The sequence below is a fragment of the Rhizobium sp. AG855 genome, from assembly GCF_003610655.1.
GTDB lineage: Bacteria > Pseudomonadota > Alphaproteobacteria > Rhizobiales > Rhizobiaceae > Allorhizobium > Allorhizobium wuzhouense.
In genome coordinates, this window is the sequence record NZ_RAQG01000004.1 from 330,930 (window position 1) to 354,859 (window position 23,930).

At 61.2% G+C, this 23,930-nt stretch carries 25 protein-coding genes and 1 pseudogene; 15 read left to right on the plus strand and 11 right to left on the minus strand.

All coding sequences use genetic code 11. The features are described from left to right. Positions 1-13: 13 nt before the first annotated feature. Both DFO46_RS18385 and DFO46_RS18390 read right to left on the minus strand, forming a co-directional pair. Positions 14-1,204 carry a multidrug effflux MFS transporter gene (locus DFO46_RS18385; RefSeq protein WP_245422643.1) on the minus strand — a complete coding sequence of 397 codons (1,191 nt, stop codon included), beginning with the start codon at positions 1,202-1,204 and terminating at the stop codon, positions 14-16. A gap of 106 nt (positions 1,205-1,310) precedes the next feature. Continuing rightward, positions 1,311-1,739, minus strand: a complete 429-nt coding sequence (locus tag DFO46_RS18390) for a hypothetical protein (protein WP_120278491.1) — start codon at positions 1,737-1,739, stop codon at positions 1,311-1,313. 192 nt (positions 1,740-1,931) lie between these two features. Here DFO46_RS18390 and DFO46_RS18395 point away from each other — a divergent pair, with 192 nt between their 5' ends. The 3 genes from DFO46_RS18395 (at position 1,932) to DFO46_RS18405 (ending at position 6,673) form a co-directional block, all read left to right on the plus strand. Then, a complete protein-coding gene (locus DFO46_RS18395) occupies positions 1,932-3,995 on the plus strand; it encodes a M3 family metallopeptidase (protein WP_120278492.1) in 2,064 nt (687 codons plus the stop codon). 157 nt (positions 3,996-4,152) lie between these two features. Then, the gene (typA, locus tag DFO46_RS18400; protein ID WP_110791185.1) at positions 4,153-5,979 is read left to right on the plus strand and encodes a translational GTPase TypA; all 1,827 of its coding nucleotides are present in this window, start codon (positions 4,153-4,155) and stop codon (positions 5,977-5,979) included. 187 nt (positions 5,980-6,166) lie between these two features. Continuing rightward, positions 6,167-6,673 (plus strand): GNAT family N-acetyltransferase, encoded by a 507-nt coding sequence (locus tag DFO46_RS18405; RefSeq protein ID WP_110791184.1) that lies wholly within the window; start codon positions 6,167-6,169, stop codon positions 6,671-6,673. A gap of 18 nt (positions 6,674-6,691) precedes the next feature. Here DFO46_RS18405 and DFO46_RS18410 read toward each other — a convergent pair whose 3' ends face one another. Further along, positions 6,692-7,318, minus strand: coding sequence for a hypothetical protein (locus DFO46_RS18410; protein ID WP_245422644.1), 627 nt, complete (start codon positions 7,316-7,318; stop codon positions 6,692-6,694). A 126-nt stretch (positions 7,319-7,444) separates the two neighbouring features. Here DFO46_RS18410 and ppa point away from each other — a divergent pair, with 126 nt between their 5' ends. Beyond that, positions 7,445-7,978 carry an inorganic diphosphatase gene (gene ppa / locus DFO46_RS18415; RefSeq protein WP_110791183.1) on the plus strand — a complete coding sequence of 178 codons (534 nt, stop codon included), beginning with the start codon at positions 7,445-7,447 and terminating at the stop codon, positions 7,976-7,978. Between the two features lie 97 nt (positions 7,979-8,075). Here the strand turns inward: ppa and DFO46_RS18420 are convergent, their stop codons facing one another. Next, on the minus strand, positions 8,076-8,366 hold the full coding sequence (locus DFO46_RS18420) for a YggT family protein (RefSeq protein WP_110791182.1): 291 nt from the start codon (positions 8,364-8,366) through the stop codon (positions 8,076-8,078). A 129-nt stretch (positions 8,367-8,495) separates the two neighbouring features. Here DFO46_RS18420 and DFO46_RS18425 point away from each other — a divergent pair, with 129 nt between their 5' ends. After that, positions 8,496-9,743, plus strand: coding sequence for an MFS transporter (locus DFO46_RS18425; protein WP_110791181.1), 1,248 nt, complete (start codon positions 8,496-8,498; stop codon positions 9,741-9,743). Here the strand turns inward: DFO46_RS18425 and DFO46_RS18430 are convergent. From DFO46_RS18430 to hemC, 6 genes are all read right to left on the minus strand, one after another. Further along, positions 9,728-10,462: a glutamine amidotransferase gene (locus DFO46_RS18430; RefSeq protein ID WP_120278493.1), complete on the minus strand. Its 735-nt coding sequence runs from the start codon at positions 10,460-10,462 to the stop codon at positions 9,728-9,730. The genes DFO46_RS18425 and DFO46_RS18430 overlap by 16 nt on opposite strands. Next, on the minus strand, positions 10,452-10,931 hold the full coding sequence (locus tag DFO46_RS18435; RefSeq protein ID WP_110791450.1) for a TerB family tellurite resistance protein: 480 nt from the start codon (positions 10,929-10,931) through the stop codon (positions 10,452-10,454). The genes DFO46_RS18430 and DFO46_RS18435 overlap by 11 nt, the downstream gene beginning before the upstream one ends. 13 nt (positions 10,932-10,944) lie before the next feature. Next, positions 10,945-12,570, minus strand: a complete 1,626-nt coding sequence (locus DFO46_RS18440) for a heme biosynthesis protein HemY (protein WP_120278494.1) — start codon at positions 12,568-12,570, stop codon at positions 10,945-10,947. Positions 12,571-12,574: 4 nt separating this feature from the next. After that, positions 12,575-13,831 (minus strand): mitofilin family membrane protein, encoded by a 1,257-nt coding sequence (locus tag DFO46_RS18445; RefSeq protein ID WP_120278495.1) that lies wholly within the window; start codon positions 13,829-13,831, stop codon positions 12,575-12,577. Positions 13,832-13,921: 90 nt separating this feature from the next. Beyond that, on the minus strand, positions 13,922-14,644 hold the full coding sequence (locus DFO46_RS18450) for a uroporphyrinogen-III synthase (RefSeq protein WP_120278496.1): 723 nt from the start codon (positions 14,642-14,644) through the stop codon (positions 13,922-13,924). A 3-nt stretch (positions 14,645-14,647) separates the two neighbouring features. After that, positions 14,648-15,577, minus strand: a complete 930-nt coding sequence (gene hemC, locus DFO46_RS18455; RefSeq protein WP_120278497.1) for a hydroxymethylbilane synthase — start codon at positions 15,575-15,577, stop codon at positions 14,648-14,650. Positions 15,578-15,649: 72 nt separating this feature from the next. Between hemC and tsaD the strand changes: the two genes are divergently transcribed. From tsaD to DFO46_RS18480, 5 genes and pseudogenes are all read left to right on the plus strand, one after another. Next, complete coding sequence (gene tsaD, locus DFO46_RS18460; protein ID WP_120278498.1) at positions 15,650-16,744, plus strand: tRNA (adenosine(37)-N6)-threonylcarbamoyltransferase complex transferase subunit TsaD; 1,095 nt, start codon at positions 15,650-15,652, stop codon at positions 16,742-16,744. A 2-nt stretch (positions 16,745-16,746) separates the two neighbouring features. After that, complete coding sequence (locus tag DFO46_RS18465) at positions 16,747-17,730, plus strand: NAD(P)H-dependent glycerol-3-phosphate dehydrogenase (protein WP_120278499.1); 984 nt, start codon at positions 16,747-16,749, stop codon at positions 17,728-17,730. Between the two features lie 24 nt (positions 17,731-17,754). Next, positions 17,755-18,048 (plus strand): YciI-like protein, encoded by a 294-nt coding sequence (locus DFO46_RS18470; protein WP_120278500.1) that lies wholly within the window; start codon positions 17,755-17,757, stop codon positions 18,046-18,048. A gap of 5 nt (positions 18,049-18,053) precedes the next feature. Then, positions 18,054-18,485 (plus strand): EVE domain-containing protein, encoded by a 432-nt coding sequence (locus DFO46_RS18475; protein ID WP_120278501.1) that lies wholly within the window; start codon positions 18,054-18,056, stop codon positions 18,483-18,485. Positions 18,486-18,497: 12 nt separating this feature from the next. Beyond that, positions 18,498-19,142: pseudogene (locus DFO46_RS18480) on the plus strand (methyltransferase); the annotation flags it as partial. On the opposite strand, the gene DFO46_RS18485 reads toward DFO46_RS18480, so the two are convergent. After that, positions 19,139-19,495, minus strand: coding sequence for a hypothetical protein (locus DFO46_RS18485; RefSeq protein ID WP_120278503.1), 357 nt, complete (start codon positions 19,493-19,495; stop codon positions 19,139-19,141). The pseudogene DFO46_RS18480 and the gene DFO46_RS18485 overlap by 4 nt on opposite strands. Positions 19,496-19,784: 289 nt before the next feature. Between DFO46_RS18485 and sdhC the strand changes: the two genes are divergently transcribed. From sdhC to DFO46_RS18510, 5 genes are all read left to right on the plus strand, one after another. Further along, positions 19,785-20,180 (plus strand): succinate dehydrogenase, cytochrome b556 subunit, encoded by a 396-nt coding sequence (gene sdhC / locus DFO46_RS18490; protein ID WP_120278504.1) that lies wholly within the window; start codon positions 19,785-19,787, stop codon positions 20,178-20,180. 11 nt (positions 20,181-20,191) lie between these two features. Beyond that, positions 20,192-20,572, plus strand: coding sequence for a succinate dehydrogenase, hydrophobic membrane anchor protein (gene sdhD / locus DFO46_RS18495; protein ID WP_110791169.1), 381 nt, complete (start codon positions 20,192-20,194; stop codon positions 20,570-20,572). A gap of 6 nt (positions 20,573-20,578) precedes the next feature. Continuing rightward, positions 20,579-22,423: a succinate dehydrogenase flavoprotein subunit gene (gene sdhA / locus DFO46_RS18500; protein ID WP_110791168.1), complete on the plus strand. Its 1,845-nt coding sequence runs from the start codon at positions 20,579-20,581 to the stop codon at positions 22,421-22,423. 15 nt (positions 22,424-22,438) lie between these two features. Continuing rightward, positions 22,439-23,218, plus strand: coding sequence for a succinate dehydrogenase iron-sulfur subunit (locus DFO46_RS18505; RefSeq protein WP_110791167.1), 780 nt, complete (start codon positions 22,439-22,441; stop codon positions 23,216-23,218). 180 nt (positions 23,219-23,398) lie between these two features. Continuing rightward, positions 23,399-23,923 (plus strand): protease inhibitor Inh/omp19 family protein, encoded by a 525-nt coding sequence (locus DFO46_RS18510; RefSeq protein WP_120278505.1) that lies wholly within the window; start codon positions 23,399-23,401, stop codon positions 23,921-23,923. Positions 23,924-23,930 lie beyond the last annotated feature (7 nt).

Below are 23,930 nucleotides of genomic sequence, written 5' to 3' on the forward strand. Positions count from 1 at the left end.
TTTCTTGTCGTGATCAGGATTGTTTCGACAGGATGTTGAGCCAGAGGAAGCCGGCGACAGCGCAGAATTCCATCGTCGGTATGATGATGCCGAAGGCATGCAGCGGATCGCCCATGGCGGCTGCCGCGATGCCGCCGAGAAATCCTGCACTCATCTGCAGAAAGCCGGTCATGGCCGAGGCGGAACCGGCAATTTGCGCAAAGGGCGCCATGCTGACGGTAACCACATGGGGTGTGAGAAAGGCGATCCCGAAGGTGCAGATCGCAACCGGGCCCATGATCGTCAGATAATGGGGCTCAACGAAAGCCACCGACAACGCCATGGCGAGGCCACCGAGACCACACAGGCCAATACCGATCCGCGCCGCATGGGGTCCACCGAGGCGCGAGTCCACCAGCTTCAAAGTGAGCGACCCGAGCAGATATGATCCGGACTGCATCAGCATGCCGAGACCAAACTGCGTGGGGGTGAGGCCGACACGATTGATCAGGATGAAGGGCAACATGGTCGATTGCGCGTATAGCGCTCCAATGGCCCCACTGAGAACGAGGGATGCGGCCAGGAAACGTGTATTGCCCGCGACCTCCAGGTAAGCACGGGCGAGACGTATAGGCCGCAGTCGGCTGAGATCACGCGCAACCGTCTCCCGCATGAACAGGAGTGTGCAAAGGCCTGCCAGCAGGCCAAAGCCGACGAGGAGCAGGAATACGGCGTGCCAGTCGAAAGCCGCTAGAGTCAGTCCGCCGAGCGTTGGTCCCATGGCGGGACCGATGGCGAGAAAGATACCGATGGTGTTGAGGATCCGGGCGGCGTCTACGCCGACGTAGAGGTCTCGGACAATGGCGCGCCCAACCACCACGCCGACTGATGCGCCTATTCCCTGGATGAGCCGTGCGGCAAGGATGAATTCGATCGATGGCGCCAGTGCCGCCAGTAGCGAGCCGGCGATGTAGATCGCAAGGAAAATCAGGGTCGCCGTCTTGCGACCGAGAGCATCGGACAAGGGTCCGGTCACGAGTTGTGCCAGCGCAAAACCACCGAAAAAGAGGGAGAGGCTGAGCTTTACCGACGCTTCCGTCGTCGAAAAGGCCTGGACCAGTTGTGGCATGGCTGGCGTATAGATCGCCATCGAGATCGGGCCAAGCGTGGTGAGCAGCGCACCGAGAAAAGTCGTTCGCCGTTCACTCATCGACACTGTCGTCATGTCCATCGCCTTGATCATCGAAATCTGCGCAGGCAGCGCTGTGATCACTTAGGGCGAAATGGAGATCGTATCGAGCTTAAAAATTTCCCACGATGAAAAGCGGGAATCAGCTCGTTCGAGAGAAGAAGTCCAGGACCTTGGAATAGGAATCGGCCATATCCATATCGCCGATCATTTCGGCCAGCGACTGCTGGGTCCGGTAATATTCGGCGTAGTCGAATTGGGTGTCATCCGTCAGTGTCGAAAGGTCTGCGACGTTTCCGTTTCGGTCTACCGCCTGCAAAGGCAGCTCCGTCGACAGCTCGCGGAACGTCCCTTCGTCGATTTCGTCTTTCTGGAAGCTTTCAGTCGCGATTTCCCGCAGGCGGCGCGGTGTCATGCTGGCAAAGACGGACAGCGCTTCCTCAAAGACGTCCTGGTCCTTGGATGCAGTCGCCTTCGGGGCGAGTTCCGACATTCTCACATTCGGCTGGGCACTGCTTTCCCGCAGTTTCAGCGGTGAAATGCCAACCGGCTGAATTGGAAATATTTCCATGGCGGTGACCGTCCTTTCATAGGATGAATCGATCTATCGCTTTCTCCGAAAATTCGTCAATCGTGATGTTCCGCTCCAAAGGAAAAATCTATTCTTGTTCACCGCTTTTTGCATGCTTGCCACGGCGCCGTCGCAATAGCATATCCAAGATAGTTGCTTCGCCGATCCCAGGTGCCGCCGAAGGAGGTTTTCATGACAGGTTCACCCGCGTTCAATCCCGCCGTCACGGAATGGGGTGGTCCTCACGGATTGCCGAAGTTCGAACAGATTGGCGATGCCGACTATGCGCCGGCCTTAGAGGACGCGCTTGCCCAGCACGACGCGGAAATCGAAGCCATTGCGGGCAATCCAGAAGCGCCCACCTTCGCCAACACCATCGTTGCTCTGGAAGTGGCCGGGGATGCGCTGTCGCGTGTCTCAGCCCTGTTCTGGAACCGGGCCGGTGCCCATACCAACCCTGAGATACAGGCGCTGGAGCGCGAGATCGCACCAAAGATGTCGCGCCACTATTCGAAGATTGGCACCAACATGCCGCTGTTCCGGCGCATCGACGCTCTTTGGGAGCAGCGTGACACGCTGGGACTGACGCTTGAACAGACCCGGGTTCTGGAACGGCACTGGAAGGGGTTTGTCAAATCCGGCGCCAAGCTGGAGAAAGCGGAGCAAGAGCGGCTTGCCGCCATCAACGAACGGCTTGCCAGCCTCGGCGCCAGTTTCGGCCAGAATGTGCTGGCGGATGAATCATCCTGGGTCCTGCCCTTGTCAGGTGAAGACGATCTCGCCGGTATTCCGGGCTTTCTGCGCGATGCCATGGCGTCTGCTGCTCAGGCGCATGACGGTGGACATTCTCACGTCGTCACGTTGTCGCGCTCGATCATCGAGCCCTTCCTCACCTTCTCCGAGCGTCGTGACCTGCGTGAGATTGCCTTCAAGGCCTGGACATCGCGGGGCATCAGCGGCGGAGAGACCGACAACCGCACGATCGTGACCGAGACGCTGGCGCTGCGTGCCGAAAAGGCAAAGCTTCTCGGCTATGCCGATTACGCCGCTCTCAAGCTCGACAACACCATGGCCGAAACGGCCGAGGCCGTGAACGGGCTCCTGATGCAGGTCTGGGACAAGGCTGTCGTCCAGGCTCGTGACGAAGAGCGGGCTTTGGCGGAACTCATCGCCGAAGAAGGGCGCAATCACGAGGTCGCCCCCTGGGACTGGCGGCACTACGCGGAGAAGCTGCGGACACGGAAGTTCGATTTTTCCGAAGCCGAGCTCAAGCCCTATCTGCAGCTGGAGAAGATCATCGAAGCCTGCTTCGACGTGGCGGGCCGCCTCTTCGGCATTCATGCCGTGCCACTCACCGATGTCGTCGGCTATCATCCGGATGTGCGGGTTTTCGAAATCCGCGACCGAGAGGACAGGCTCGTCGCTCTTTTCCTCGGCGACTATTTCGCCCGTTCCTCGAAGCGCTCCGGCGCCTGGATGAGCAGCTTCCAGGCGCAGCACCGCCTGCCGCTCGCCAATGGCAGGCTCGGCGAGATCCCGATCATCTACAATGTCTGCAATTTTGCAAAGCCGGAGCCGGGTAAGCCTGCCCTTCTATCGCTCGACGATGCGCGCACCCTGTTCCACGAATTCGGCCATGCGGCGCACGGCATGCTATCAAACGTCACGTATCCGACCGTGTCGGGTACAGGCGTATCGCGCGATTTCGTCGAGCTTCCATCGCAGCTCTACGAGCACTGGCTGACGGTGCCCGAGATACTCAAGACCTATGCCGTGCATTTCGAAACGGGTGAGCCGATGCCGCAGGCGCTGCTCGACAAGGTTCTTGCGGCCCGCAACTTCAATGCCGGCTTCAATACGGTCGAGTTCACTTCGTCGGCTTTGGTCGATATGGCCTTCCACACGCGCCCTGTTGTCGAGGACCCCATGGCGGTGCAGGCCGAAGTGCTGGAGAAGATCGGCATGCCGGCCTCCATCGTCATGCGCCATGCGACGCCGCACTTCCAGCATGTCTTTGCCGGTGACGGCTATTCCGCCGGATATTACTCCTACATGTGGTCGGAAGTGCTCGACGCCGATGCCTTCTCGGCCTTTGAGGAGACTGGCAATGCCTTTGATCCCGAGACGGCACGCAAGCTGAAGGACCACATCTACTCCGTCGGCGGATCGGTCGATCCGAAGGACGCCTATCAGGCCTTCCGTGGCAAGATGCCGAGCCCGGAGGCCATGTTGAAGAAGCGAGGCCTTGCCGCCTGACACGGCTTAACCCGCGCAATTGGCAGCGCTGGCGGTAACCATCGCCGGCGCTCCGGGCGTTTCCCCCTTTCGCAATTGCAAAAAACAGGGTATGAGCGCGCCAAAGTAAATCGGCGCTTCCTCCTGTCTAGCGCCCCAGCCGCCAGAGATCCAAATCATGAAAATGCGTAACATCGCGATTATCGCGCACGTCGACCATGGAAAAACGACCCTCGTCGACGAGCTCCTGAAGCAGTCCGGCTCGTTCCGCGAGAACCAGCGTACTGCCGAGCGCATGATGGACTCGAACGACCTGGAAAAGGAACGCGGGATCACCATTCTCGCCAAGGCGACCTCGATCGAGTGGAAGGGTCACCGCATCAACATCGTCGACACCCCCGGCCACGCCGACTTCGGCGGTGAAGTCGAGCGTATCCTGTCAATGGTGGATGGCGCGATCGTTCTCGTCGACTCCTCTGAAGGCCCGATGCCGCAGACCAAGTTCGTTGTCGGCAAGGCGTTGAAGGTCGGTCTGCGCCCGATCGTCGCGATCAACAAGATTGACCGTCCGGACGGCCGCCACGAAGAAGTCATCAACGAAGTCTTTGACCTCTTCGCCAACCTCGATGCGACCGACGAGCAGCTCGACTTCCCGATCCTCTACGGTTCGGGCCGCGATGGCTGGATGAACGTCAACCCGGAAGGTCCGAAGGAACAGGGCCTCGCCCCGCTGCTTGACCTCGTGCTCGAGCACGTGCCGGAGCCGACGGTCGAAGAAGGTCCGTTCCGCATGATCGGCACGATCCTCGAAGCCAACCCCTTCCTTGGCCGCATCATCACCGGTCGTATCGCTTCGGGCTCGATCAAGTCCAACCAGGCCGTCAAGGTTCTGGCTCAGGACGGCAAGACGATCGAAACCGGCCGCATCTCCAAGATCCTCGCATTCCGCGGCATTGAGCGCACGGCCATTGATGAGGCCCATGCTGGTGACATCGTCGCGATCGCTGGTCTCTCCAAGGGCACGGTTGCCGATACCTTCTGCGATCCGTCCGTAACAGAAGCCATGAAGGCGCAGCCGATCGACCCGCCGACGGTCACCATGTCCTTCATCGTCAACGACAGCCCGCTGGCCGGCACCGAAGGCGACAAGGTCACGAGCCGCGTTATCCGCGATCGTCTGCTCAAGGAAGCCGAAGGCAATGTTGCCCTCAAGATCGAAGAAGCCGAAGGCAAGGATTCGTTCTTCGTTTCCGGCCGTGGCGAATTGCAGCTCGCCGTTCTGATCGAAACCATGCGCCGCGAGGGCTTCGAACTGGCCGTTTCGCGTCCGCGCGTTGTCATGCACAATGACGAAGCGACCGGCCAGCTGATGGAGCCGATCGAAGAAGTCGTCGTCGACGTCGACGAAGAACATTCCGGCATCGTCGTGCAGAAGATGTCCGAGCGGAAGGCTGAAATGACGGAACTGCGTCCTTCGGGCGGCAACCGCGTTCGCCTGAAGTTCCTGGCGCCGACCCGTGGCCTCATCGGCTACCAGTCGGAACTGCTGACCGACACGCGTGGCACGGCGATCATGAACCGCCTGTTCCACGACTACCAGCCCTACAAGGGCCCGATCGCCGGTCGCGTTAACGGCGTGCTCCTGTCGAACGGTTCGGGTGAAGCCGTGGCTTACGCCATGTTCAACCTGGAAGATCGCGGCCCGATGATCATCGAGCCGGGCGAAAAGGTCTATCAGGGCATGATCATCGGCATCCACACTCGTGACAACGATCTGGAAGTCAACGTTCTCAAGGGCAAGCAGCTGACCAACATCCGCGCTGCCGGCAAGGACGAAGCCGTCAAGCTCACCCCGCCGATCCGCATGACGCTCGACCGCGCATTGTCGTGGATCCAGGACGACGAGCTGATGGAAGTGACGCCGAAGTCGATCCGTCTGCGCAAGATGTTCCTTGATGCCAACGACCGCAAGCGGTTCGAAAAGCAGCGTGCATCGCAGGGCTGAACCTGCGGAAAAACTGGTTATTATGAAACCCCGGTCAGCTTGGCCGGGGTTTTTGTCTGTGTAACCGCCACCTGTGCGCTTGCGAGAACGGTTAAAAAAGCGTTAAATTTCGGAAAGGACAGATAAACTGTCTCTCGCGGTGGCCGGCATGACGTCGGTGCCGGTCCAACGAGGCGGAAGTGACGTTATGAAGACGTTGTCGATAGACATGCGCTTGGCAGGCCCGACGGATGCGGCGGCGATTGCCGATGTTCATCGCAGTGCCTGGCAACATGCCTATTCCGGGATCATTCCGCACCGTGCGCTCACGCGCATGATCGAGCGCCGCGGCGAGGCCTGGTGGCGCAAGGCCACGCGGGGGCCCGCCACGATCCTCGTCGTCGAAGTGGCCGGGATTGTTGCCGGTTATGCTTCGCTTGGCCTGAACCGGGCTCGCGCCCTGCCGCACGAAGGCGAGATTTACGAGCTTTATCTGCGTCCGGAATATCAGGGCGTCGGTCTCGGTCATTCCCTGTTCCACGAAGCCCGCCGCCTGTTGAAGTCACTCGGCTGCGAGGGCATGGTGGTCTGGTGCCTGGAAGACAGCGAGATTGCCGCGAACTTCTTTCGCTCGAATGGTGGCGTCGATGCCGTCGAGGGCATGGAGGATTTCGACGACGTGCACCTGAAGAAGCTCGGCTTCATCTGGAACTGACGCCGTCTTGTCGTCCTCTCATTCGACCACGTAACCTGCCGGCCAGCTGAACGTCCGTTCACTGACGAGTTCACCGCGTTTACCCACCCATTCCGGTTCCTGCATGCCGCAGGCAAAGTCCGCTGCCGTGTCGTCGGCCATCTGACGGGCTTTTTCATTGGCATCCGGATTGGCCTTGGCATCGACAAGCGCCACCATGCAGGAGCCGCCATAGTCCACCGTCCCGACGCGCGAAACGACCAGGATCTCGCCGCGCGATGCGCGGGTCGAGCTTCCGTCCGGGCCAGGATTGTCGATGAACCAGCGGAGGATCGCAGCAAACGGCTTGCCTTGATCGTCGAGCCGCCACTCGACCTTCGTGTTGATGTGGTTGAAGGCGGAGAAGCTCTCGAAAGCGCCGTCGATCAGTTCCTGATCGACATGGCCATAGAAGACACTCTGGCGCAGGTCGCCTTCCTTGAAATAGACCGGATAATCCCGATAGCCCTTGCATTTGAGGGAACCACCCATCGGATCCTCAGACAGTGTCTGGCAGTTGTCCAGGTCAAGGTCGGTATAGACGCTCTCGTTGGCTGCGGCAGATGTCGGTTCCATCGGCAAGCTCATTGCGAATATGACGATCGGCAAGATCCAATTGGTCTTCATGATACGTTTCCCCTCCCTTGGCACCTTCGGCCGTTGTGTCACCCAAGCTTCACCCAAAGCCGTGTTGCATTGCGCCATATTTCGCATTAGGTAGCGCGAGAATTCAACACTCTACGGGGTCCAGACATGCGTATCGATGCAATTGCCATTGGCAAGAACCCGCCGGAAGACATCAACGTCATCGTTGAGGTTCCGGTTGGCGGCCAACCGATCAAGTACGAAATGGACAAGGACGCCGGCACGCTCGTCGTCGACCGCTTCCTCTACACCCCGATGACCTATCCGGGCAATTACGGCTTCGTGCCGCACACGCTCTGCAAGGACGGCGATCCGCTGGATGTCCTGATCTGCAACACCCGTCCGCTGGTGCCCGGCTGCGTGATCAATGTGCGCCCGATCGGCGTCATGATGATGGAAGACGATGGCGGCATGGATGAGAAGATCCTCGCCGTTCCGGTGCCGAAGCTGACGCGCCGCTACGACAAGATCGCCAACTACACCGACCTTCCGGAAATTACGCTGAAACAGATCCAGCACTTCTTCGAGCATTACAAGGATCTGGAGCCCGGCAAGTGGGTGAAGATCGGCGACTGGATGGATGTCGATGCCGCCAAGAAGATCATCCTGGAATCGATCCAGCGCGCCAAGGACGAGAAGTAAGCCGGAAACGGCGCCTCACGCGATTGAAGTTTGAAAATCCTCCGGGTCGTTCCGATCCGGAGGATTTTTTGTATTGGGTCAGATCATCGTTCCGCGATCAGGCAACCAGCGGGAAAATGCTGTTCCACAGGAAGGACCGCAGGAAGAAGATGATGAGAAGGACGATGATCGGCGAAATGTCGATGCCGCCGAGATCGGGCAGGACGCGGCGGATCGGGCGCAGAACGGGTTCGGTGACATTGTAGAAGAACTGGCCGAGCGACGCGACAAAGCGATTGCTCGAATTGATCACGTTGAACGCGTACAGCCACGAGAAGATCGCGCTCCCGATCAGTATCCAGGTAAAGATGCTCAGGGCGAGGTCGATCGTCTGAAAGAGGGCAACCATTCAAGTCTCCATTTCTTGGTTGACAGAGATGTAGACATTGGCGACTTAACGGACAAGTGGAAGGGGCCCACGCAATCCGAATCATGTTTAACGCAGGGGCCTTCTCCCGCAGCTCAAGGTTTTTCGACCATGCACCCGTCCTCGGCCGACGACCGTTTCGCGGCGTTCCGCCACTCCTCCTACGCGCGCTTCTTCTTTGCCCGCTTCCTCGGTGCCTTCGCGACCCAGATCCTCAGCGTCTCGGTCGGCTGGCAGATGTATGACAAGACGGGGAGTGCCTTCTATCTCGGTCTGATCGGGCTGGTGCAATTTCTGCCGTCGCTGCTCCTGATCCTGGTGACGGGCTCCGTCGCCGACCGCTACAACCGCCGCGCCATCGTGGCCGCTTGCATGGTGCTCAGCGCGATATGTGGCGGTGCCCTGCTGGCGCTGACGATCGCGGATGCCTTCGAGCCGACGATCGTCTTTGCCATTCTCGTCGTCTTCGGTATCGAACGCGCCTTTGCCGCGCCCGCCGTCCAGTCGCTCAGCCCCAATCTGGTGCCGCCGAAGGATCTGTCGAATGCGGTGGCGTGGAACTCGTCCTCGTGGCAAACGGCGTCGATCGTCGGCCCGGTCGCGGGCGGCCTGTTGTACGGTGCAAGCCCGACGATTGCCTATTCCGTCTGCTTCCTGTTCTTCGTTGCGGCGGCTATTCTCGTTTTCACCATTCCGCGCCCGCCGCAGCGCGTTTCCAACAAGGCGGTGACGCGTGACAGCCTGCTTGCGGGCTTCCGCTTCATCTTCGGCGAAAAGGTCGTGCTCGGCGCGATTTCGCTCGATCTTTTTGCCGTCCTTCTCGGTGGCGCGATTGCGTTGATGCCGGTCTTTGCGCGCGACATCCTGACACTTGGGCCCTGGGGCCTCGGTCTCCTGAGGGCCGCACCCGGTGTCGGCGCCATCGCGGTCGCCATTGCGCTCGCGAGCTTCCCGATTCGCCACAATGCCGGGACCTTCATGTTTGTTGGCGTCGCCCTGTTTGGTGTCGGTACGGTGCTGTTCGGTCTTTCCGAAACCGCATGGGTGTCGATCCTGGCGCTGATGTTGATGGGGGCGGCCGACATGGCCTCTGTCTATGTGCGCGAGACGCTGATTGCACTTTGGACGCCGGACGAAGTGCGTGGACGTGTGAATGCCGTCAACATGGTCTTTGTCGGGGCGTCCAACGAACTTGGTGAATTCCGCGCAGGCACCATGGCGCATTTCATCGGTCCGGTTCCAGCCGTCGTTATCGGTGGCTTCGGAACGCTGGCGGTTGCCGTGATATGGGCTTTGGGCTTCCCGCAATTGCGCAAGATCGACGGTCTTGAGGCGCCGGAACGTCACGAGGCGCGTTGAGGCGCCTCGAAAATCAGATCGAGAAAATCGGATAGCCAAGCCTTGAGCGGCCCGTCGAAGATCATCCGGCCTTCAAGATGCTCGCGGCCCTGTTGCGCATTCGGCAGCACGAAACGGTGCGCCCCATGCACGACCCAGCGATGCATCATGGCGCGCGTCAGTTCCGCGTGAAATTGCACGGCCCAAGCATTTTCACCATAGCGGAAGGCCTGGTTGGGATAGATGTCACCGGTCGCCAGCAGCTTGGCGCCATGGGGAAGCGAGAAACCCTCCCGGTGGAAATGATAGACCATTTTCGGCCATGGCATCAGAAGGCGGCCATGCTCCGTGGGTCGGATCGGGTACCAGCCGATTTCGGTGCGCTCTTCGCGATCCGCCTCGACCTTGCCGCCGAGATGACGCACCAGCATCTGGGCGCCAAGGCAGATGCCGAGGAAGGGTTTGTTTTCCTTGAGCGGCACGTCGAGCCAGCTGATCTCCTGCCGGACGAAGTCATCGGGATCATTGGCGCTCATCGGACCGCCAAAGACCACGGCGCCGGCGTGACCGGCCAGGGTGTCCGGCAGTGACTGGCCAAGAACGGGCCGCCGGATGTCGAGTGGATAGCCTTTCTCTTCCAGCATTTGCCCCACCCGTCCCGGGCTGGATCGCTCCTGATGCAGGACGATCAGGACTGGCTGCTTGATTGGGCTAGTTCCGGTTCGTCGGTCAGAGGGCATCGTCGGTGGCTCCAAGGCCGGCCCTCTGGGCGGCCTCCTGCCGTTGGGTGATGCGCTCGCGACCCGAAACGCCCAGGAGATCGGCGACGCGCCAGATCGCGTGATCTTCCATCTCGCTGCGTTTCCCGTCGGCATAGACGATGTCCCAGAGAATGCCGACCAGTTGCTGCCGCTCCGTTTCGTCCAGATGGCGTTTCAGATCATTGGTGAAGCGGTAATAGTCCACCGCCTCGTTTTCTGCTTGTTGGCCCGCAGCTAGAACGGCGTCGAGCTGATCACCCTCCAGGCCATACTGCTCCTTGAGAATCGCACGCAGCTTGTCGCGCTCGACATCCTGCACGACACCATCGGACTCCATCACCTGGAAACAGAGTGCTGCCATGGCCACGCGCGGGTCATCATGAGCAAAGATTGCCTTCGGATGATCCTGCATGACGGACTGAAAGAAGGTCTGGAGGCGATCGAGCAGCATCGGGTTCCTGTCAGAACAGCTTGAGGCGGGTCTTGGGTTCGGCAGTGGCGAGCGACGGGTCCTTGACGCCAGGGTCATCCGGCGGTCTGCCGAAAAAGGGCTCCGGGCTCTTGACCTCAATCGGTGCTGCGGCTGCCGTCTCGGCAGGCGCTCTGGGTTTGCTGCTCTGGACATCGGCATTCGGTTTGGGGGTCGACTTCGCCCGGTCGACCACAACAACGTCCGGCTCGATTACCTCTATGGGGTCCGATTCTGCTATTGTCTTGTCGCTGATGGGTGGCAGCGAAGCAAGCGCCTGCTCTCCCTGAGACAGACTACCCTCTTCAACCGGGCCTTCGAGCTGGTCGAAGGGCATCTTCCATTCGAAGGCATCAAGGCGACCCGTGACGGGCGAGATTGGCATCCAGCGTTCAGACACATGGCCGTCGGCCACCCATGCCGGGTCCCGAGGCGCCTTCAAAGCCTGGCCCATCCAGTGGCGGATGCGGCCCTGGTCGCCCGTCTCGGCTTCCTCGATGTCAGCCAGCAGCAGATAGACGCGTTCGCGCGATCCCATGCGGGCGGCGGCTTCGGCCTTGGCCCGAGCACGCTTGAAATCCTGCGCATCAAGGGCCGCTTCGGCGACTGCAAGCAGGGATTCGTAGTTGTTCGGCTTCAGGGCTTCCAGCTTTTCCGCTTTCTTCAAACGGTCGGCGGCACTGTCACCGCTTCTCGCTCGCAGATAGGCGGCGGCGATTTCCGGATGGGGCTCGATCTTCCAGACTTGCTCCAGCGTGCTTGCCGCCTTGCGCAAATTGTCTTCGCGGACATAGGCTTTGGCAGCCACGATGGCCGCAGGAACCAGATCCTTAGCCAGCTTAAGAGCCTTCAGCGCGCTATCGCGGGCAGCCGCCGGTTCGGCCTCCAGCTGGTCCTGGGCGCGTGCCGTCAACAGCACGGCCTTCAGGCGGTCGGCCTCATGGCGATCGAGAACATTGGCGATGCGCTGCTGGTCCAGCAGGCGGATCGCGTCGTCCCAATGGCCGGCGCGGCAGCGATATTCGAGTGTCGCCTTGGCAGCCCACGGAAGATAGGGCGCGTGTTCGGCGGCTGTCTCGGCATATTGTCGGGCGGCTTCATGTGCGCCCAGACGGTTCGCCTCGACAAACAGGCCGCGCAAGCCCAGTTCGCGGGTTTCGGAGTCTTCTGACATTTCCTGATAGAGCCGGCGCGCTTCGTCGTGACGCCCTTCGATCAGGGCCGTCTGGGCGTCGAGCACGCGGATCAGCGGCTCCTGATCGGCACGGATCAAGCCACGGGCGCGGGCGCTCATCTTGCGAGCCAGCAGCGCGTTGCCGGCACCGGCTGCGATCAGCCCGGTCGACAGGGCCTGGTAGCCACGGTCACGCTTGCGGGCGCGGAAGAAGCGGCGCACGGAATGTGGCGATGTCCACAGTGTGCGGATCACCCACCAGAAGGCCATGACGAGGGCGACCAGAGCAACGAGCGCCGTGACTGCAACGAGCAAGGTCGTCTGGTAGCTCTGACCCTGCCAGACGAGCGAGATGTCGCCGGGGCGATCAGCAATCCAGGAAAAGCCGAAGCCGGCGGCAAGGATGAGGGCGAGGAAAAACAGAACCTTGAAGATCGTCGTCATGCCATCAGCCCCCATTTCCGGCGACGGTCTTGGACAAGGCGCCCGCAACCAGGTCTTCCGCCTCGATGCGGTTCTTCAGGGACTGGGCGAAGTCTGCCGATGCCGTCTTGCCGGCTTCCGGCAAGGTTTCCCATTCAAGCGAGGCCCCCTTCAGATCGCCGTTCTGCAGCTTGTTTTCAACGCGGGCGACGATGGCTTCGGGCGTCTCGCCTTCGACATTGCCAACGGGCCGCACTTTCACGAGAGACTTTGCGCTGGCAATCAGACGGTCCGTCCAGCCTTCGCCCACCTCCGGCTGGTTGATAGCGGTGAGGATGTCATCCGAGATCTGGCTGAAATCGCGCGACAGGTCCGAGCGGGACGGCAGGCCGGCGGAGGCCATGCGGGAGAGAGGCGCGATGGCAGGATCTTCGGGAGAGACGCTTTTCAGCGCGTCGAGCTCGGAGAGGAAAGGGCCACCGCGATCGATTGCGGTCTTTAGGCCAGCCAGTGCAATCGCACGGGCCATCTCGACGTCGCTGCGCGGCTCTTCGATCTTGCGCTCGGCCTCGGTCAGGCGCGTCTGGCTCTCGTTCAGAGCCTGAGCATTGCTGGCGATCTGGTCGCGTAATGCGGTGATCGACTGCTCGGCACCGGCAAGTTGGGTTCGCAGTTCCTCAACGACCGCCGGATCCACGCTCGGGGCCGATTGAGTGTCGTTCGCCTTCGCCTCCAAAGCGGCAATCCGCTCGACCAGGGCCGGATCCGTCGCTCGCGCTTCGGGAGCAGACGTCAGTCTGGCAATGTCTGCCTTCAGGGTTTCCAGTTCTGCATTGTCGATCGTGGGCGCGGTCGCCTGTTGTTGCGGGCCAATGCCGGGAATGACGCCGGCATATTGCATGCTGCCGGCGAGAGCCAGGGCGACCAGGCCGCCGAAGATGCCCGAGGCAATCAAGGCGGAAGTCGACGGTGAGACTGTCGGGGGCGTTTTGGATGCTGAGGGCTCCCCAGCCGATGAAGGCTCGGTTGTGGTGCCGCTCTCGGGGGCGATGGTCTGCGCTTCCAGTTCGGCGGGCGGCACGTCAACTGGTGTGGGCTCGACCGAGCTATCCGTTAGGGGATCGGGATCGACAGCTCCTTGGACCGGAGCAGCAGTCTCGTCCGTTCCGACGCCGACAGCGGCTTCCGTCTCGGTTGTCCGTGCCGTTTCCTCGGCCGTCAGTTCGATCGTGACCGGATCGTCCGGGGACTTCGATCGACGGGGTGGCTTTCCGGAAACCATGGCAACCTCTTCATTTCCCTAGATGGGTTTAAACGTAGTCAGTCCGTGCGGTGATGGGAAGGGTGCAGAACCATTTCCTTGTTCCCCGCTCTAGAGCAGATCAAGAAGTAAGTCCTCTCGAGGTTCCATCGGCCACACTGCATGAGCGCGAAAATCTTTCGGCAAGGCGGAGGCAATCTTGTGGCTAAGGCAGAGGAAGCGGATGTTTTTCATCGCGCCTGGAGAGGTCGGGAGCGATTCGATCAGTGCGACAAATTGCCGTGCGGTCTCCGAAGAATAGAGAAGGATGCAATCCGGCCGGGGTGTCAGGACCTCCTCTATGTGGTCTGTCTTCCATCGCTCAGGAACCATTCGATAACATTCGACAATCTCAATGCCGCGTGACGCATTTTCCAGGTTCTGCTCGAACTCAGGCGAACGGGGGGTGCCTGCGAGGTAGAGGATTGGATGTGCCGTGTCGCCAGAAACGGCTGCCAGAAGGCGGCGCGCCAGGGCTTCGCCGTCGCCACCGCCCGTTTCGACTTTGATGAAGCCGAGATCCCGGGCGGCGGTGGCGGTCGCCTCGCCAACAGCAAAGAGTGGCAGATGAAGATAACGCGACCTGTCGTCCTCGGACAGCCCGGCCAGCGCTCGGATGGCCTCGGCGCTTGTCACGGCCAAGGCGGCTGTCTGAGGTGACGGCCCTTGCCGCAGACCGTTGAGTCGATGTTCTGCCCGCATCAGCGGTAGCAGCACCGGCTGATGGCCGCGTTTCCTCAGTTCTGCGGCGGTGCGTTCGGCCGCAGGCATGGGGCGCGTCACCAGAACGCGCATCGCTCAGGCCCAGCTGTCGAAGAAGTCGGTGCCAGCCTTGCTGCGGACGGTCCCGCCGGCCGTCGCGCCGAGCACGGCGGCATCCGTCCGGCTTCCTTCGATTTCCACATCGTGCCAGCGACTACCATCGGGCGTGAGAATCATGCCTGCGAAGCGGATTGCATCGGCGTCCACGGTCGCATGGCCGGCGATCGGTGTGCGACAGGAGCCGTCCAGCGCCCCCAGAAAGGCACGTTCGCAGCTGACGGCGTCGAAGGTTTCCCGGTGGTTGATCGCTTCGAGCAGGTCGTTGACCCTCGCATCTCCGATGCGGCTTTCGATGCAGATCGCGCCCTGCGCGGGTGCCGGGGGGAAGTCGCTGGGATCGAGCAGTTCGGTCGGGATATCAGGTTTTCCGAGCCGCTTCAGTCCGGCAAAGGCGAGCAGCGTTGCATCCACCTCGCCATCGGCAAGCTTGCGCAGTCGCGTGTCGACAAGGCCGCGGAAGGTGATGACGTTGATATCCGGACGGATGCGTCGAATAAGCGCTTGCCGGCGGAGCGACGAAGAGCCGACGGTTGCACCATGCGGGAGTTCCTTCAGCGTCGGCGCGGTTCGTCCGACGACGGCGTCGCGCACATCCTCGCGCGGCAGGAAGGCCGACAGGAAAAGCCCATCCGGCAGTTTCGTCGGCATGTCCTTGGAGGAATGCACGGCGAAATCGAGGTCGCCGGAAATGAGCTGCTCCTCAAGTTCCTCAGTGAAAAGGCCCTTGCCGCCGATCTCGGAGAGGGCACGGTCGGTGATCCGGTCGCCCTTGGTCGAGAGGACGACGATCTCGAACATTTCCTCGGGAAGGCCATGGGCCACCATCAGGCGCGCGCGTGTCTCAGAAGCCTGCGCGAGCGCCAGCGGGCTGCCGCGCGTGCCGATACGGAAAGGTTTTGTTTGCATCCGAACTTGTCCGTTGTTACCGACAGGTTTCGTAGACCGGTTTCTCCGCAACCGCAATCAATGACAGGCTCCATGGCATCCAAACTGCGCATTCTGGGCATCGAAACCAGCTGTGACGAGACGGCAGCAGCCGTCGTCACGCGGATGGAAGACGGGTCTGCCGTCACCGAGGCCGACGTCGTCTTGAGCCAGTTGGACGAACACAGCGCCTATGGCGGCGTCGTGCCGGAAATTGCCGCGCGCGCCCATGTCGATGCGCTGGATACCCTGATCGAAGAAGCGCTGCAGCGCGCCGGCATCACGCTTTCCGAGGTTGATGCGATCGCCGCCACCTCCGGTCCGGGATTGATCGGCGGATTGCTGGTCGGGTTGATGACGGGCAAGGCGCTGGCCATGGCAGCAAACAAGCCGCTCTATGCAATCAATCATCTCGAAGGTCATGCTCTCACCGCGCGGCTGACCGATGGCGTCGCCTTTCCCTACCTGATGCTGCTCGTCTCGGGCGGACATACACAGCTCGTTCTCGTGAAGGGTGTCGGCGACTATGAGCGCTGGGGAACGACCATCGACGATGCGCTGGGCGAGGCCTTCGACAAGACCGCGAAGCTGCTGGGCCTGCCCTATCCCGGTGGCCCGGCGGTCGAGCGGGCGGCGGCCACAGGCGATGCAAAGCGCTTCGTCTTCCCGCGTCCACTGGTTGGTGAGGCGCGGCTCGATTTTTCCTTCTCCGGTTTGAAGACCGCTGTTCGCCAGGCTGCCGAAGGTATTGCCCCTGTGACGGATCAGGATATCGCCGATATCTGCGCGTCCTTCCAATATGCAATCTCCCGCACACTGAAAGACCGGATCGGGCGCGGCTTGCAGCGGTTTGCCGAGACATTTCCGGATGTCGATCAGCCTGCGCTCGTCGTTGCTGGCGGGGTCGCTGCCAACAAGGTGGTCCGGCAGACGCTCGACGAGCTCTGCGCTATCAATGGCTTCCGGTTTGTCGCACCGCCCCATCACCTATGCACCGATAATGCCGTGATGATCGCCTGGGCGGGGCTGGAGCGCATGGCGCTCGAGATGCCGGCCGATGAACTCGCCGTCGCGCCCCGGTCGCGCTGGCCGCTTGATGCGGATGCCAAGGCGCTGCTCGCCTACGGCAAGCGGGGGGCCAAGGCGTGAGTGTGTTTCCCGCCATTACTGTCGTTGGCGCGGGCGCCTTCGGCACGGCACTTGCTGCTGTCATTGCACAGACAGGCAAGGCGCAGACCCTGCTCTTGGGGCGCGACCCCACTGTTATGGCGGATCTCGCGCAGCTTCGTCGTCACGACGCCGCCTTGCCGGGCATCACGCTGCCGTCGAGCCTCCATTATTCCGCCAAGGCCGAAGACCTGGCGTCGGCCGATGTCGTGCTTTTTGCCATGCCGTCGCAGGCGCAAATCGCCGCTGCCGAGACCTACGGCCCGCATCTGAAGGCCGGTGTGCCCGTGGTGATCTGTGCCAAGGGCATCGAGAAGCAGACCTCGCGCCTGCTGACCGAAGTTCTGGAAAAGGCGCTTCCCAATCATCCGATCGCCGTTCTGTCTGGACCAGGATTTGCCGCCGATATTGCCAAGGGCCTGCCGACAGCCATGGCGGTTGCGGCGCAAGATCTTGCGGCGGCAGAAGAGCTGGCAAAGGCCATCTCCGGCCAGACTTTTCGCCTCTACGCGTCCGACGACCGGATCGGCGTGCAATTGGGCGGTGCCTTGAAGAATGTGCTCGCCATCGCCTGTGGCATCGTCGAGGGCATGGGACTGGGTGAGTCCGCCCGCGCTGCGCTCATCGCGCGCGGTCTTGCCGAAATGTCGCGGCTGGTCGAGGCGATGGGTGGACGCGGGGACACCGTGCGCGGCCTGTCCGGGCTCGGCGATCTCGTCTTGACCGCCACCAGCCACCAGTCGCGCAATTTGCGCTTTGGCCTGGCGCTTGGACGGGGTGAAGCGATCGCCGCTCAGGGCGGGGCGCTTGTCGAGGGCGCATTTGCTGCGGCCGTTGCCGCACGGCTTGCTGAGGGGCATCAGATTGAAATGCCGATCACATCGGCCGTTGCCGCCATCATCGATGGCCGACTGGATATTCCGACTGCCATCACCCAGTTGATGTCGCGGCCGATCACCACTGAATAGAAGCGCTTCCCTAGGAGAGACAAGATGCTGTTTGCCGTCATTTGCGCCGATAAACCCGATCACCTCAAGCTTCGTATGGAAACTCGCCCGCCCCATGTCGAGTGGCTGAATGGTCTCAACGCCGCCGGCCAGCTGAAGATTGCCGGTCCTTTTCTCGATGCCGCCGGCAAGCCCTGTGGCTCCATGCTGCTGATCGCGGCTGACGATATCGACGCCGCCCGTGCGCTGGCCGCACAGGACCCTTACGCCAAGGCCGGCCTGTTCGAGACGGTCGAGATCAAGCCCTATAACTGGGTCTTCAACAATCCGGAGGCATAAGCACGATGGCATTCTGGCTGTACAAGTCCGAGCCCTTCAAGTGGTCCTGGGAAATGCAGAAGGCCAAGGGTGAGGTCGGCGAGGAGTGGACCGGCGTGCGCAATTATCTCGCCCGCAACAACATGCGGGCGATGAAGATTGGAGACAAAGGCTTCTTCTATCACTCCAACGAAGGGCTCGAGGTCGTCGGCATCGTCGAGGTCTGTGCGCTGTCCCATCCGGATTCGACGGCCGAGGGCGATGCGCGCTGGGACTGCGTCGATATCCGCGCGGTCTGCGATATGCCGAAGCCGGTCAGCCTCAAGGACGTCAAGGCGAACGAGAAACTCGCCAAGATGGCCCTCGTCACCTCGATGCGGCTTTCTGTTCAGCCGGTGACGGATGACGAGTATTTCGAGGTCTGCCGCATGGGTGGTCTCGAGAATCCTCCGCTCTGAGCGACCAGACCCGTGAAGACCGATCCGGAGCAATTCATCCTCGGCAATACCAGCCCGATCGCGCCGCCACATGTGCCGGAGATCCGGCTCCATCTGGCAAGTGAGGTGCATGACCTCTGGCTGAAGACGGAGGAAGATCTGGAAGCGATCGGCCTGCCGCCGCCGTTCTGGGCCTTTGCCTGGGCGGGAGGCCAAGGGCTGGCCCGTCATGTCCTCGATTATCCTGAGATTGTCCGGGGCAAGCGGGTGCTTGATTTCGCCAGCGGCTCCGGGCTCGTGGCAATCGCTGCAGCGATCGCGGGTGCCAGCGAGGTGCTGGCCGCCGACATTGATCCTTGGGCGCGGACGGCTGTGCGGCTCAACGCCGCGCTGAACGGTGTCACGCTTGCCTTCACCGATGACGACCTGATCGGACTGTCGGTGGATGTTGACGTCGTGCTGGCCGGAGATGTGTTTTACGACAGCGCCTTCGCGCAATCCCTGACGCTGTGGTTCGAGCAACTGGCGAAATCAGGATGCGAGGTTCTGGTCGGCGATCCGGGCCGCAGCTATCGCCCCACAGCGCGGCTGGAGCCGCTGGCCACATACATGGTGCCGGTGACTCGCGTCCTGGAAGACGCCGAGATCAAGAAGACGACGGTCTGGCGCTTCGTCTAGCGGCGGGGCCTGATCACACAGACCCCAGCTTCGAAAGAGCAGGCGCTATCTTCGTTTTCCGCCGAGATTTCAATGATCTGGACCGCGGGTGCGGGGGCAACTGCCGAGCGGTGGGCCGAGCGTCTGTCGAAGGCGAAAAAGATACCGTTGCCCCTGATGCGCACAGCGGACAGGTTGCCGACAAACGTGCCGACGCCGGGCACGACCGATGGCAATCCGCTGCCGCTGATGATGCTTTGGTCGTGGTGATGCCGGTGCGCATACCGATCCGCCATGTTGTCTTCCGCCGAAGCGGCGGTCGCGGCAAGAAGGATAGGGAGTGCGGAGGCCAGGGCTACGCGAAACAGATGCATCGGGTCACTCTCCGGATCATGGTTAACCAGGTGTTAACGCAGCATGCCGCATAAAGTGGCTAAAGTCATCCAATGACTTGGTTTTTTCGTAGTGAAAGTGGCGTCGATGCGTGATGCTAAAGTTCTATTCACGCGAATCGATTAAATTGAAATCGTCAAGCGAATGTGCTTGTCGTCCGGGGTTTCGAGGATTAAACGTCCCCCTGATGCGATGCACCACAAACGTTATGATGCATTGCAAACAGTATGTCCGTATCATCGGACCGCATCGAGACGCCGCGAGGTTTAGATGGCGAATGTGACAAAAAACCGGCCTCTGTCGCCGCACCTGCAAATCTACAAGCCTATTCCCACCATGGTCATGTCGATCCTGCACCGCATCACAGGCGGCGCTCTGTATTTCGGCACCGTCCTGGTTGCGTGGTGGCTGATCGCTGCTTCAACCGGCGCTGACTATTTCGAATGGGTCAACTGGTTCATGGGCACAATCCTGGGTCGCCTGATCCTGTTCGGCTTCACCTGGGCGCTGCTGCATCACATGCTGGGTGGGATGCGCCATCTAATGTGGGATGTCGGCTACGGCTTCGACAAGCATTTTTCTACGAAGCTCGCCAAAGCGAACATCATCGCGTCAATCGTCCTGACCCTGGTCGTCTGGGTCATCGCCTACATCATCCGTACCTGAGGCATTTTTCCATGGATATGCGCACTCCGCTCGGTAAGGTCCGTGGCCTTGGCTCCGCCAAGGACGGGACGGAACACTTCTGGCGCCAACGAATGACCGCCGTCGCCAACATCCCGCTGATCCTCTTCTTCGTCGGCTTTCTGGTGATGTACAACGGCGCCCCGTATGCCGAAGTCGTCGGCGCATTGTCGCACCCGCTGGTCGCGGTGGTCATGGCCCTGGTCCTGATCTCGGCGCTGATCCATATGAAACTCGGCATGCAGGTGATCATCGAGGACTATGTCCATGCAGAGATCCCCAAGCTCCTGCTCCTGATGCTCAACACATTCTTTGCGATCCTGATCGGTGGCCTCTGTCTTTTCGCCATCTTGAAGATCGCTTTCGTAGGGTAATTCAACATGGCAACCATTCATAACTTCGCCCAGACCGGCAAGGCCTATACCTATGTTGACCATTCCTACGACGTGGTCGTGGTGGGTGCCGGCGGCGCCGGTCTTCGCGCGACGCTCGGCATGGCCGAACAGGGCTTCAAGACGGCCTGCATCACCAAGGTCTTCCCGACCCGTTCGCACACGGTTGCGGCCCAGGGCGGTATTGCCGCTTCGCTCAACAACATGACGCCGGACTGCTGGCAGTGGCACCTTTATGACACCGTCAAGGGTTCCGACTGGCTCGGCGACGTTGACGCCATGCAGTATCTCGCCATGGAAGCGCCGAAGGCGGTCTATGAGCTCGAGCATTACGGCGTTCCCTTCTCGCGTAACGAGGAAGGCAAGATCTACCAGCGCCCGTTCGGCGGCCACATGCAGAACTACGGCGAAGGCCCGCCGGTCCAGCGCACCTGTGCTGCGGCCGACCGTACCGGTCACGCCATCCTGCACACGCTCTACGGCCAGTCGCTGCGCAACAACGCGGAATTCTTCATCGAGTATTTCGCGCTCGACCTGATCATGTCGGATGACGGCAGCCGCTGCACCGGCGTCGTCGCCTGGAACCTCGACGACGGAACGATCCATCGCTTCTCGGCCAAGATGGTCGTGCTGGCAACCGGTGGTTATGGCCGCGCCTATTTCTCGGCGACCTCCGCGCATACCTGCACCGGCGACGGTGGTGGCATGATCGCCCGCGCCGGCCTGCCGCTGCAGGATATGGAATTTGTCCAGTTCCACCCGACCGGTATTTACGGCGCCGGCTGCCTGATCACGGAAGGTGCGCGCGGCGAAGGCGGTTACCTCGTCAATTCCGAAGGCGAGCGCTTCATGGAGCGCTACGCGCCGTCGGCCAAGGATCTTGCCTCGCGTGACGTTGTTTCCCGTTGCATGACGATGGAAATCCGTGAAGGCCGCGGCGTCGGCAAGAACAAGGACCACATCTTCCTGCATCTCGATCACCTCGATCCGGCCGTCCTCCACGAGCGCCTGCCGGGCATCTCGGAATCGGCGAAGATTTTTGCCGGTGTCGACGTGACGCGCGAGCCGATCCCAGTGCTGCCGACCGTGCATTACAACATGGGCGGCATTCCGACGAACTATTGGGGCGAAGTGCTGAACGCCGATTCAAGCAATCCGGAGCGGGTCATTCCGGGCCTGATGGCTGTCGGTGAAGCGGGCTGCGCCTCGGTTCACGGTGCAAACCGTCTCGGCTCCAACTCGCTGATCGACCTCGTGGTCTTCGGCCGCGCCGCTGCCATCCGGGCTGCCGAAGTGATTGACCGCACGTCGCCGATTCCGGCTCTCAACATTGCCGCCTGCGACAAGATCATGGACCGCTTCGACAATACGCGTCACGCATCCGGCCAGACGCCGACTGCCGTGCTGCGCGACAAAATGCAGCGTGCCATGCAGGAAGACGCGGCCGTGTTCCGCACGCAGGAATCGCTGGAAAGCGGTTGCCAGCGTCTGTCGGCCATCTGGAAGGAGCTGCCTGACATCAAGGTCACCGACCGCTCGATGATCTGGAACTCCGATCTGGTCGAGACGCTTGAACTGCACAACCTCATGGCCAATGCGATCACCACGGTCTATGGCGCCGAGGCCCGCAAGGAGAGCCGTGGTTCGCATGCACGCGAAGACTACACTTCAGGCCCATTTGCCGGCCGCGACGACGAGAACTGGCGCAAGCATACGCTCGCCTGGGTCTCCGAAGCGGGTGACGTCAAGCTGGACTACCGTCCGGTGCACACCGAGCTCATCGCCGAAGGCATCGATCCTTACAAGATCGCGCCGAAGGCCCGTGTGTACTGATTTGAGGAACTCATCATGGTTGAACTCGCTCTCCCCAAGAATTCCCAGGTCACCGAAGGCAAGGTTTGGCCGAAGCCGGCCGGTGCCAAGAATGTGCGCGAATACCGGATCTATCGTTGGAACCCCGACGATGGGGCCAATCCGCGCATCGATACCTATTACATCGATGTCGATGATTGCGGCCCGATGGTTCTGGATGGCCTTCTCTACATCAAGAACAACATCGACCCGACGCTGACGCTGCGCCGGTCCTGCCGTGAGGGCATTTGCGGGTCCTGCGCGATGAATATCGATGGGACCAACACGCTTGCCTGCACCAAGGGCATGGACGACATCAGCGGTACGGTGAAGGTCTATCCTCTGCCGCATATGCCTGTCGTCAAGGATCTAGTTCCCGATCTCAGCAACTTCTATGCCCAGCATCGCTCGATCGAGCCCTGGCTGAAGACGGTCTCGCCGCCGCCGGCCAAGGAGTGGAAGCAGAGCCACGAGGATCGTCAGAAGCTCGACGGTCTCTACGAGTGCATTCTCTGCGCCTGCTGCTCGACCTCCTGTCCGAGCTACTGGTGGAACGGCGACCGTTATCTTGGGCCCGCTGTTCTGCTGCAGGCCTATCGCTGGCTGATTGATAGCCGCGATGAAGCGACCGGCGAGCGCCTCGACAACCTCGAGGATCCCTTCCGCCTTTATCGCTGCCATACGATCATGAACTGCGCGCAGGCATGCCCCAAGGGCCTCAATCCGGCCAAGGCAATTGCCGAAATCAAGAAGATGATGGTCGAGCGTCGCAGCTGATCGCCGTTCACGACATTGCGAGGCCGCCCGGAACCTGTTTCGGGCGGCCTTACTTTGTCCGTATAGTGCCGGCTATAGATCGCGCGCGATAGGAACTTGATTAACCATATCGACGTAACATATTTCTAACCCAGTTGTACGGCAGGTTGCGACGCAGGTCGCAAAAGCGGGAGCATAATGATGAAATTGAGCCATGCGGTCACCGGCGCAGCCATTCTTCTGGCGCTGGTAGGTTGCCAGAGGACCTCCTATAGCGACATGAATTCGGGCAACAGCGCTCTGCCGCCCCTTCAGGCGCAGCCGGTTCCTTCCGTTCAGTCAGGCCAGCTGCCGCCGCCCGGTGGCGCCAATGCCTCGCAGTTCCCGGCAGCACCCGCCAACACGGCCGCTGCCGTTGGAACCGGTGCGGCTCCCGGAACCGCGCTCGATGTGACCAAGGAATCCATGGTCGGCAACTGGCGTGTTCAGAGCGCAGGCTCGAGCTGCGACATGTTCCTGACGCTGACCAATCTCGGAAGCGGCTCGCGTGGTGGTACCCGCGGTTGCGCCGGCGAGCTGACCGCCATGGGCTCCTGGGAGGTCGCGGGCAAGCAGGTGCTGCTCAAGGATCGCAACGGCAACACCATCGGCAGCCTCTACAAGACGGCGGATGCCCGTTTCGACGGCACCACCAGCTCTGGCCAGCCGGTCAGCCTGAGCCGCTGATTTCCTC

What these genes read in the sequence shown, in the direction of transcription:
- typA (WP_110791185.1), top strand. Translation starts at nt 4,153, where the DNA reads ATGAAAATGCGTAACATCGCGATTATCGCGCACGTCGACCATGGAAAA.
- sdhD (WP_110791169.1), top strand. Translation starts at nt 20,192, where the DNA reads ATGGATATGCGCACTCCGCTCGGTAAGGTCCGTGGCCTTGGCTCCGCC.
- DFO46_RS18445 (WP_120278495.1), bottom strand. Translation starts at nt 13,831, where the DNA reads ATGGTTTCCGGAAAGCCACCCCGTCGATCGAAGTCCCCGGACGATCCG.
- DFO46_RS18395 (WP_120278492.1), top strand. Translation starts at nt 1,932, where the DNA reads ATGACAGGTTCACCCGCGTTCAATCCCGCCGTCACGGAATGGGGTGGT.
- sdhC (WP_120278504.1), top strand. Translation starts at nt 19,785, where the DNA reads ATGGCGAATGTGACAAAAAACCGGCCTCTGTCGCCGCACCTGCAAATC.
- DFO46_RS18390 (WP_120278491.1), bottom strand. Translation starts at nt 1,739, where the DNA reads ATGGAAATATTTCCAATTCAGCCGGTTGGCATTTCACCGCTGAAACTG.
- tsaD (WP_120278498.1), top strand. Translation starts at nt 15,650, where the DNA reads ATGGCATCCAAACTGCGCATTCTGGGCATCGAAACCAGCTGTGACGAG.
- DFO46_RS18430 (WP_120278493.1), bottom strand. Translation starts at nt 10,462, where the DNA reads ATGCCCTCTGACCGACGAACCGGAACTAGCCCAATCAAGCAGCCAGTC.
- DFO46_RS18505 (WP_110791167.1), top strand. Translation starts at nt 22,439, where the DNA reads ATGGTTGAACTCGCTCTCCCCAAGAATTCCCAGGTCACCGAAGGCAAG.
- DFO46_RS18510 (WP_120278505.1), top strand. Translation starts at nt 23,399, where the DNA reads ATGAAATTGAGCCATGCGGTCACCGGCGCAGCCATTCTTCTGGCGCTG.
- DFO46_RS18425 (WP_110791181.1), top strand. Translation starts at nt 8,496, where the DNA reads ATGCACCCGTCCTCGGCCGACGACCGTTTCGCGGCGTTCCGCCACTCC.
- DFO46_RS18420 (WP_110791182.1), bottom strand. Translation starts at nt 8,366, where the DNA reads ATGGTTGCCCTCTTTCAGACGATCGACCTCGCCCTGAGCATCTTTACC.
- ppa (WP_110791183.1), top strand. Translation starts at nt 7,445, where the DNA reads ATGCGTATCGATGCAATTGCCATTGGCAAGAACCCGCCGGAAGACATC.
- DFO46_RS18470 (WP_120278500.1), top strand. Translation starts at nt 17,755, where the DNA reads ATGCTGTTTGCCGTCATTTGCGCCGATAAACCCGATCACCTCAAGCTT.
- DFO46_RS18485 (WP_120278503.1), bottom strand. Translation starts at nt 19,495, where the DNA reads ATGCATCTGTTTCGCGTAGCCCTGGCCTCCGCACTCCCTATCCTTCTT.
- DFO46_RS18410 (WP_245422644.1), bottom strand. Translation starts at nt 7,318, where the DNA reads ATGAAGACCAATTGGATCTTGCCGATCGTCATATTCGCAATGAGCTTG.
- DFO46_RS18475 (WP_120278501.1), top strand. Translation starts at nt 18,054, where the DNA reads ATGGCATTCTGGCTGTACAAGTCCGAGCCCTTCAAGTGGTCCTGGGAA.
- DFO46_RS18385 (WP_245422643.1), bottom strand. Translation starts at nt 1,204, where the DNA reads ATGACGACAGTGTCGATGAGTGAACGGCGAACGACTTTTCTCGGTGCG.
- DFO46_RS18405 (WP_110791184.1), top strand. Translation starts at nt 6,167, where the DNA reads ATGAAGACGTTGTCGATAGACATGCGCTTGGCAGGCCCGACGGATGCG.
- DFO46_RS18450 (WP_120278496.1), bottom strand. Translation starts at nt 14,644, where the DNA reads ATGCGCGTTCTGGTGACGCGCCCCATGCCTGCGGCCGAACGCACCGCC.
- hemC (WP_120278497.1), bottom strand. Translation starts at nt 15,577, where the DNA reads ATGCAAACAAAACCTTTCCGTATCGGCACGCGCGGCAGCCCGCTGGCG.
- sdhA (WP_110791168.1), top strand. Translation starts at nt 20,579, where the DNA reads ATGGCAACCATTCATAACTTCGCCCAGACCGGCAAGGCCTATACCTAT.
- DFO46_RS18440 (WP_120278494.1), bottom strand. Translation starts at nt 12,570, where the DNA reads ATGACGACGATCTTCAAGGTTCTGTTTTTCCTCGCCCTCATCCTTGCC.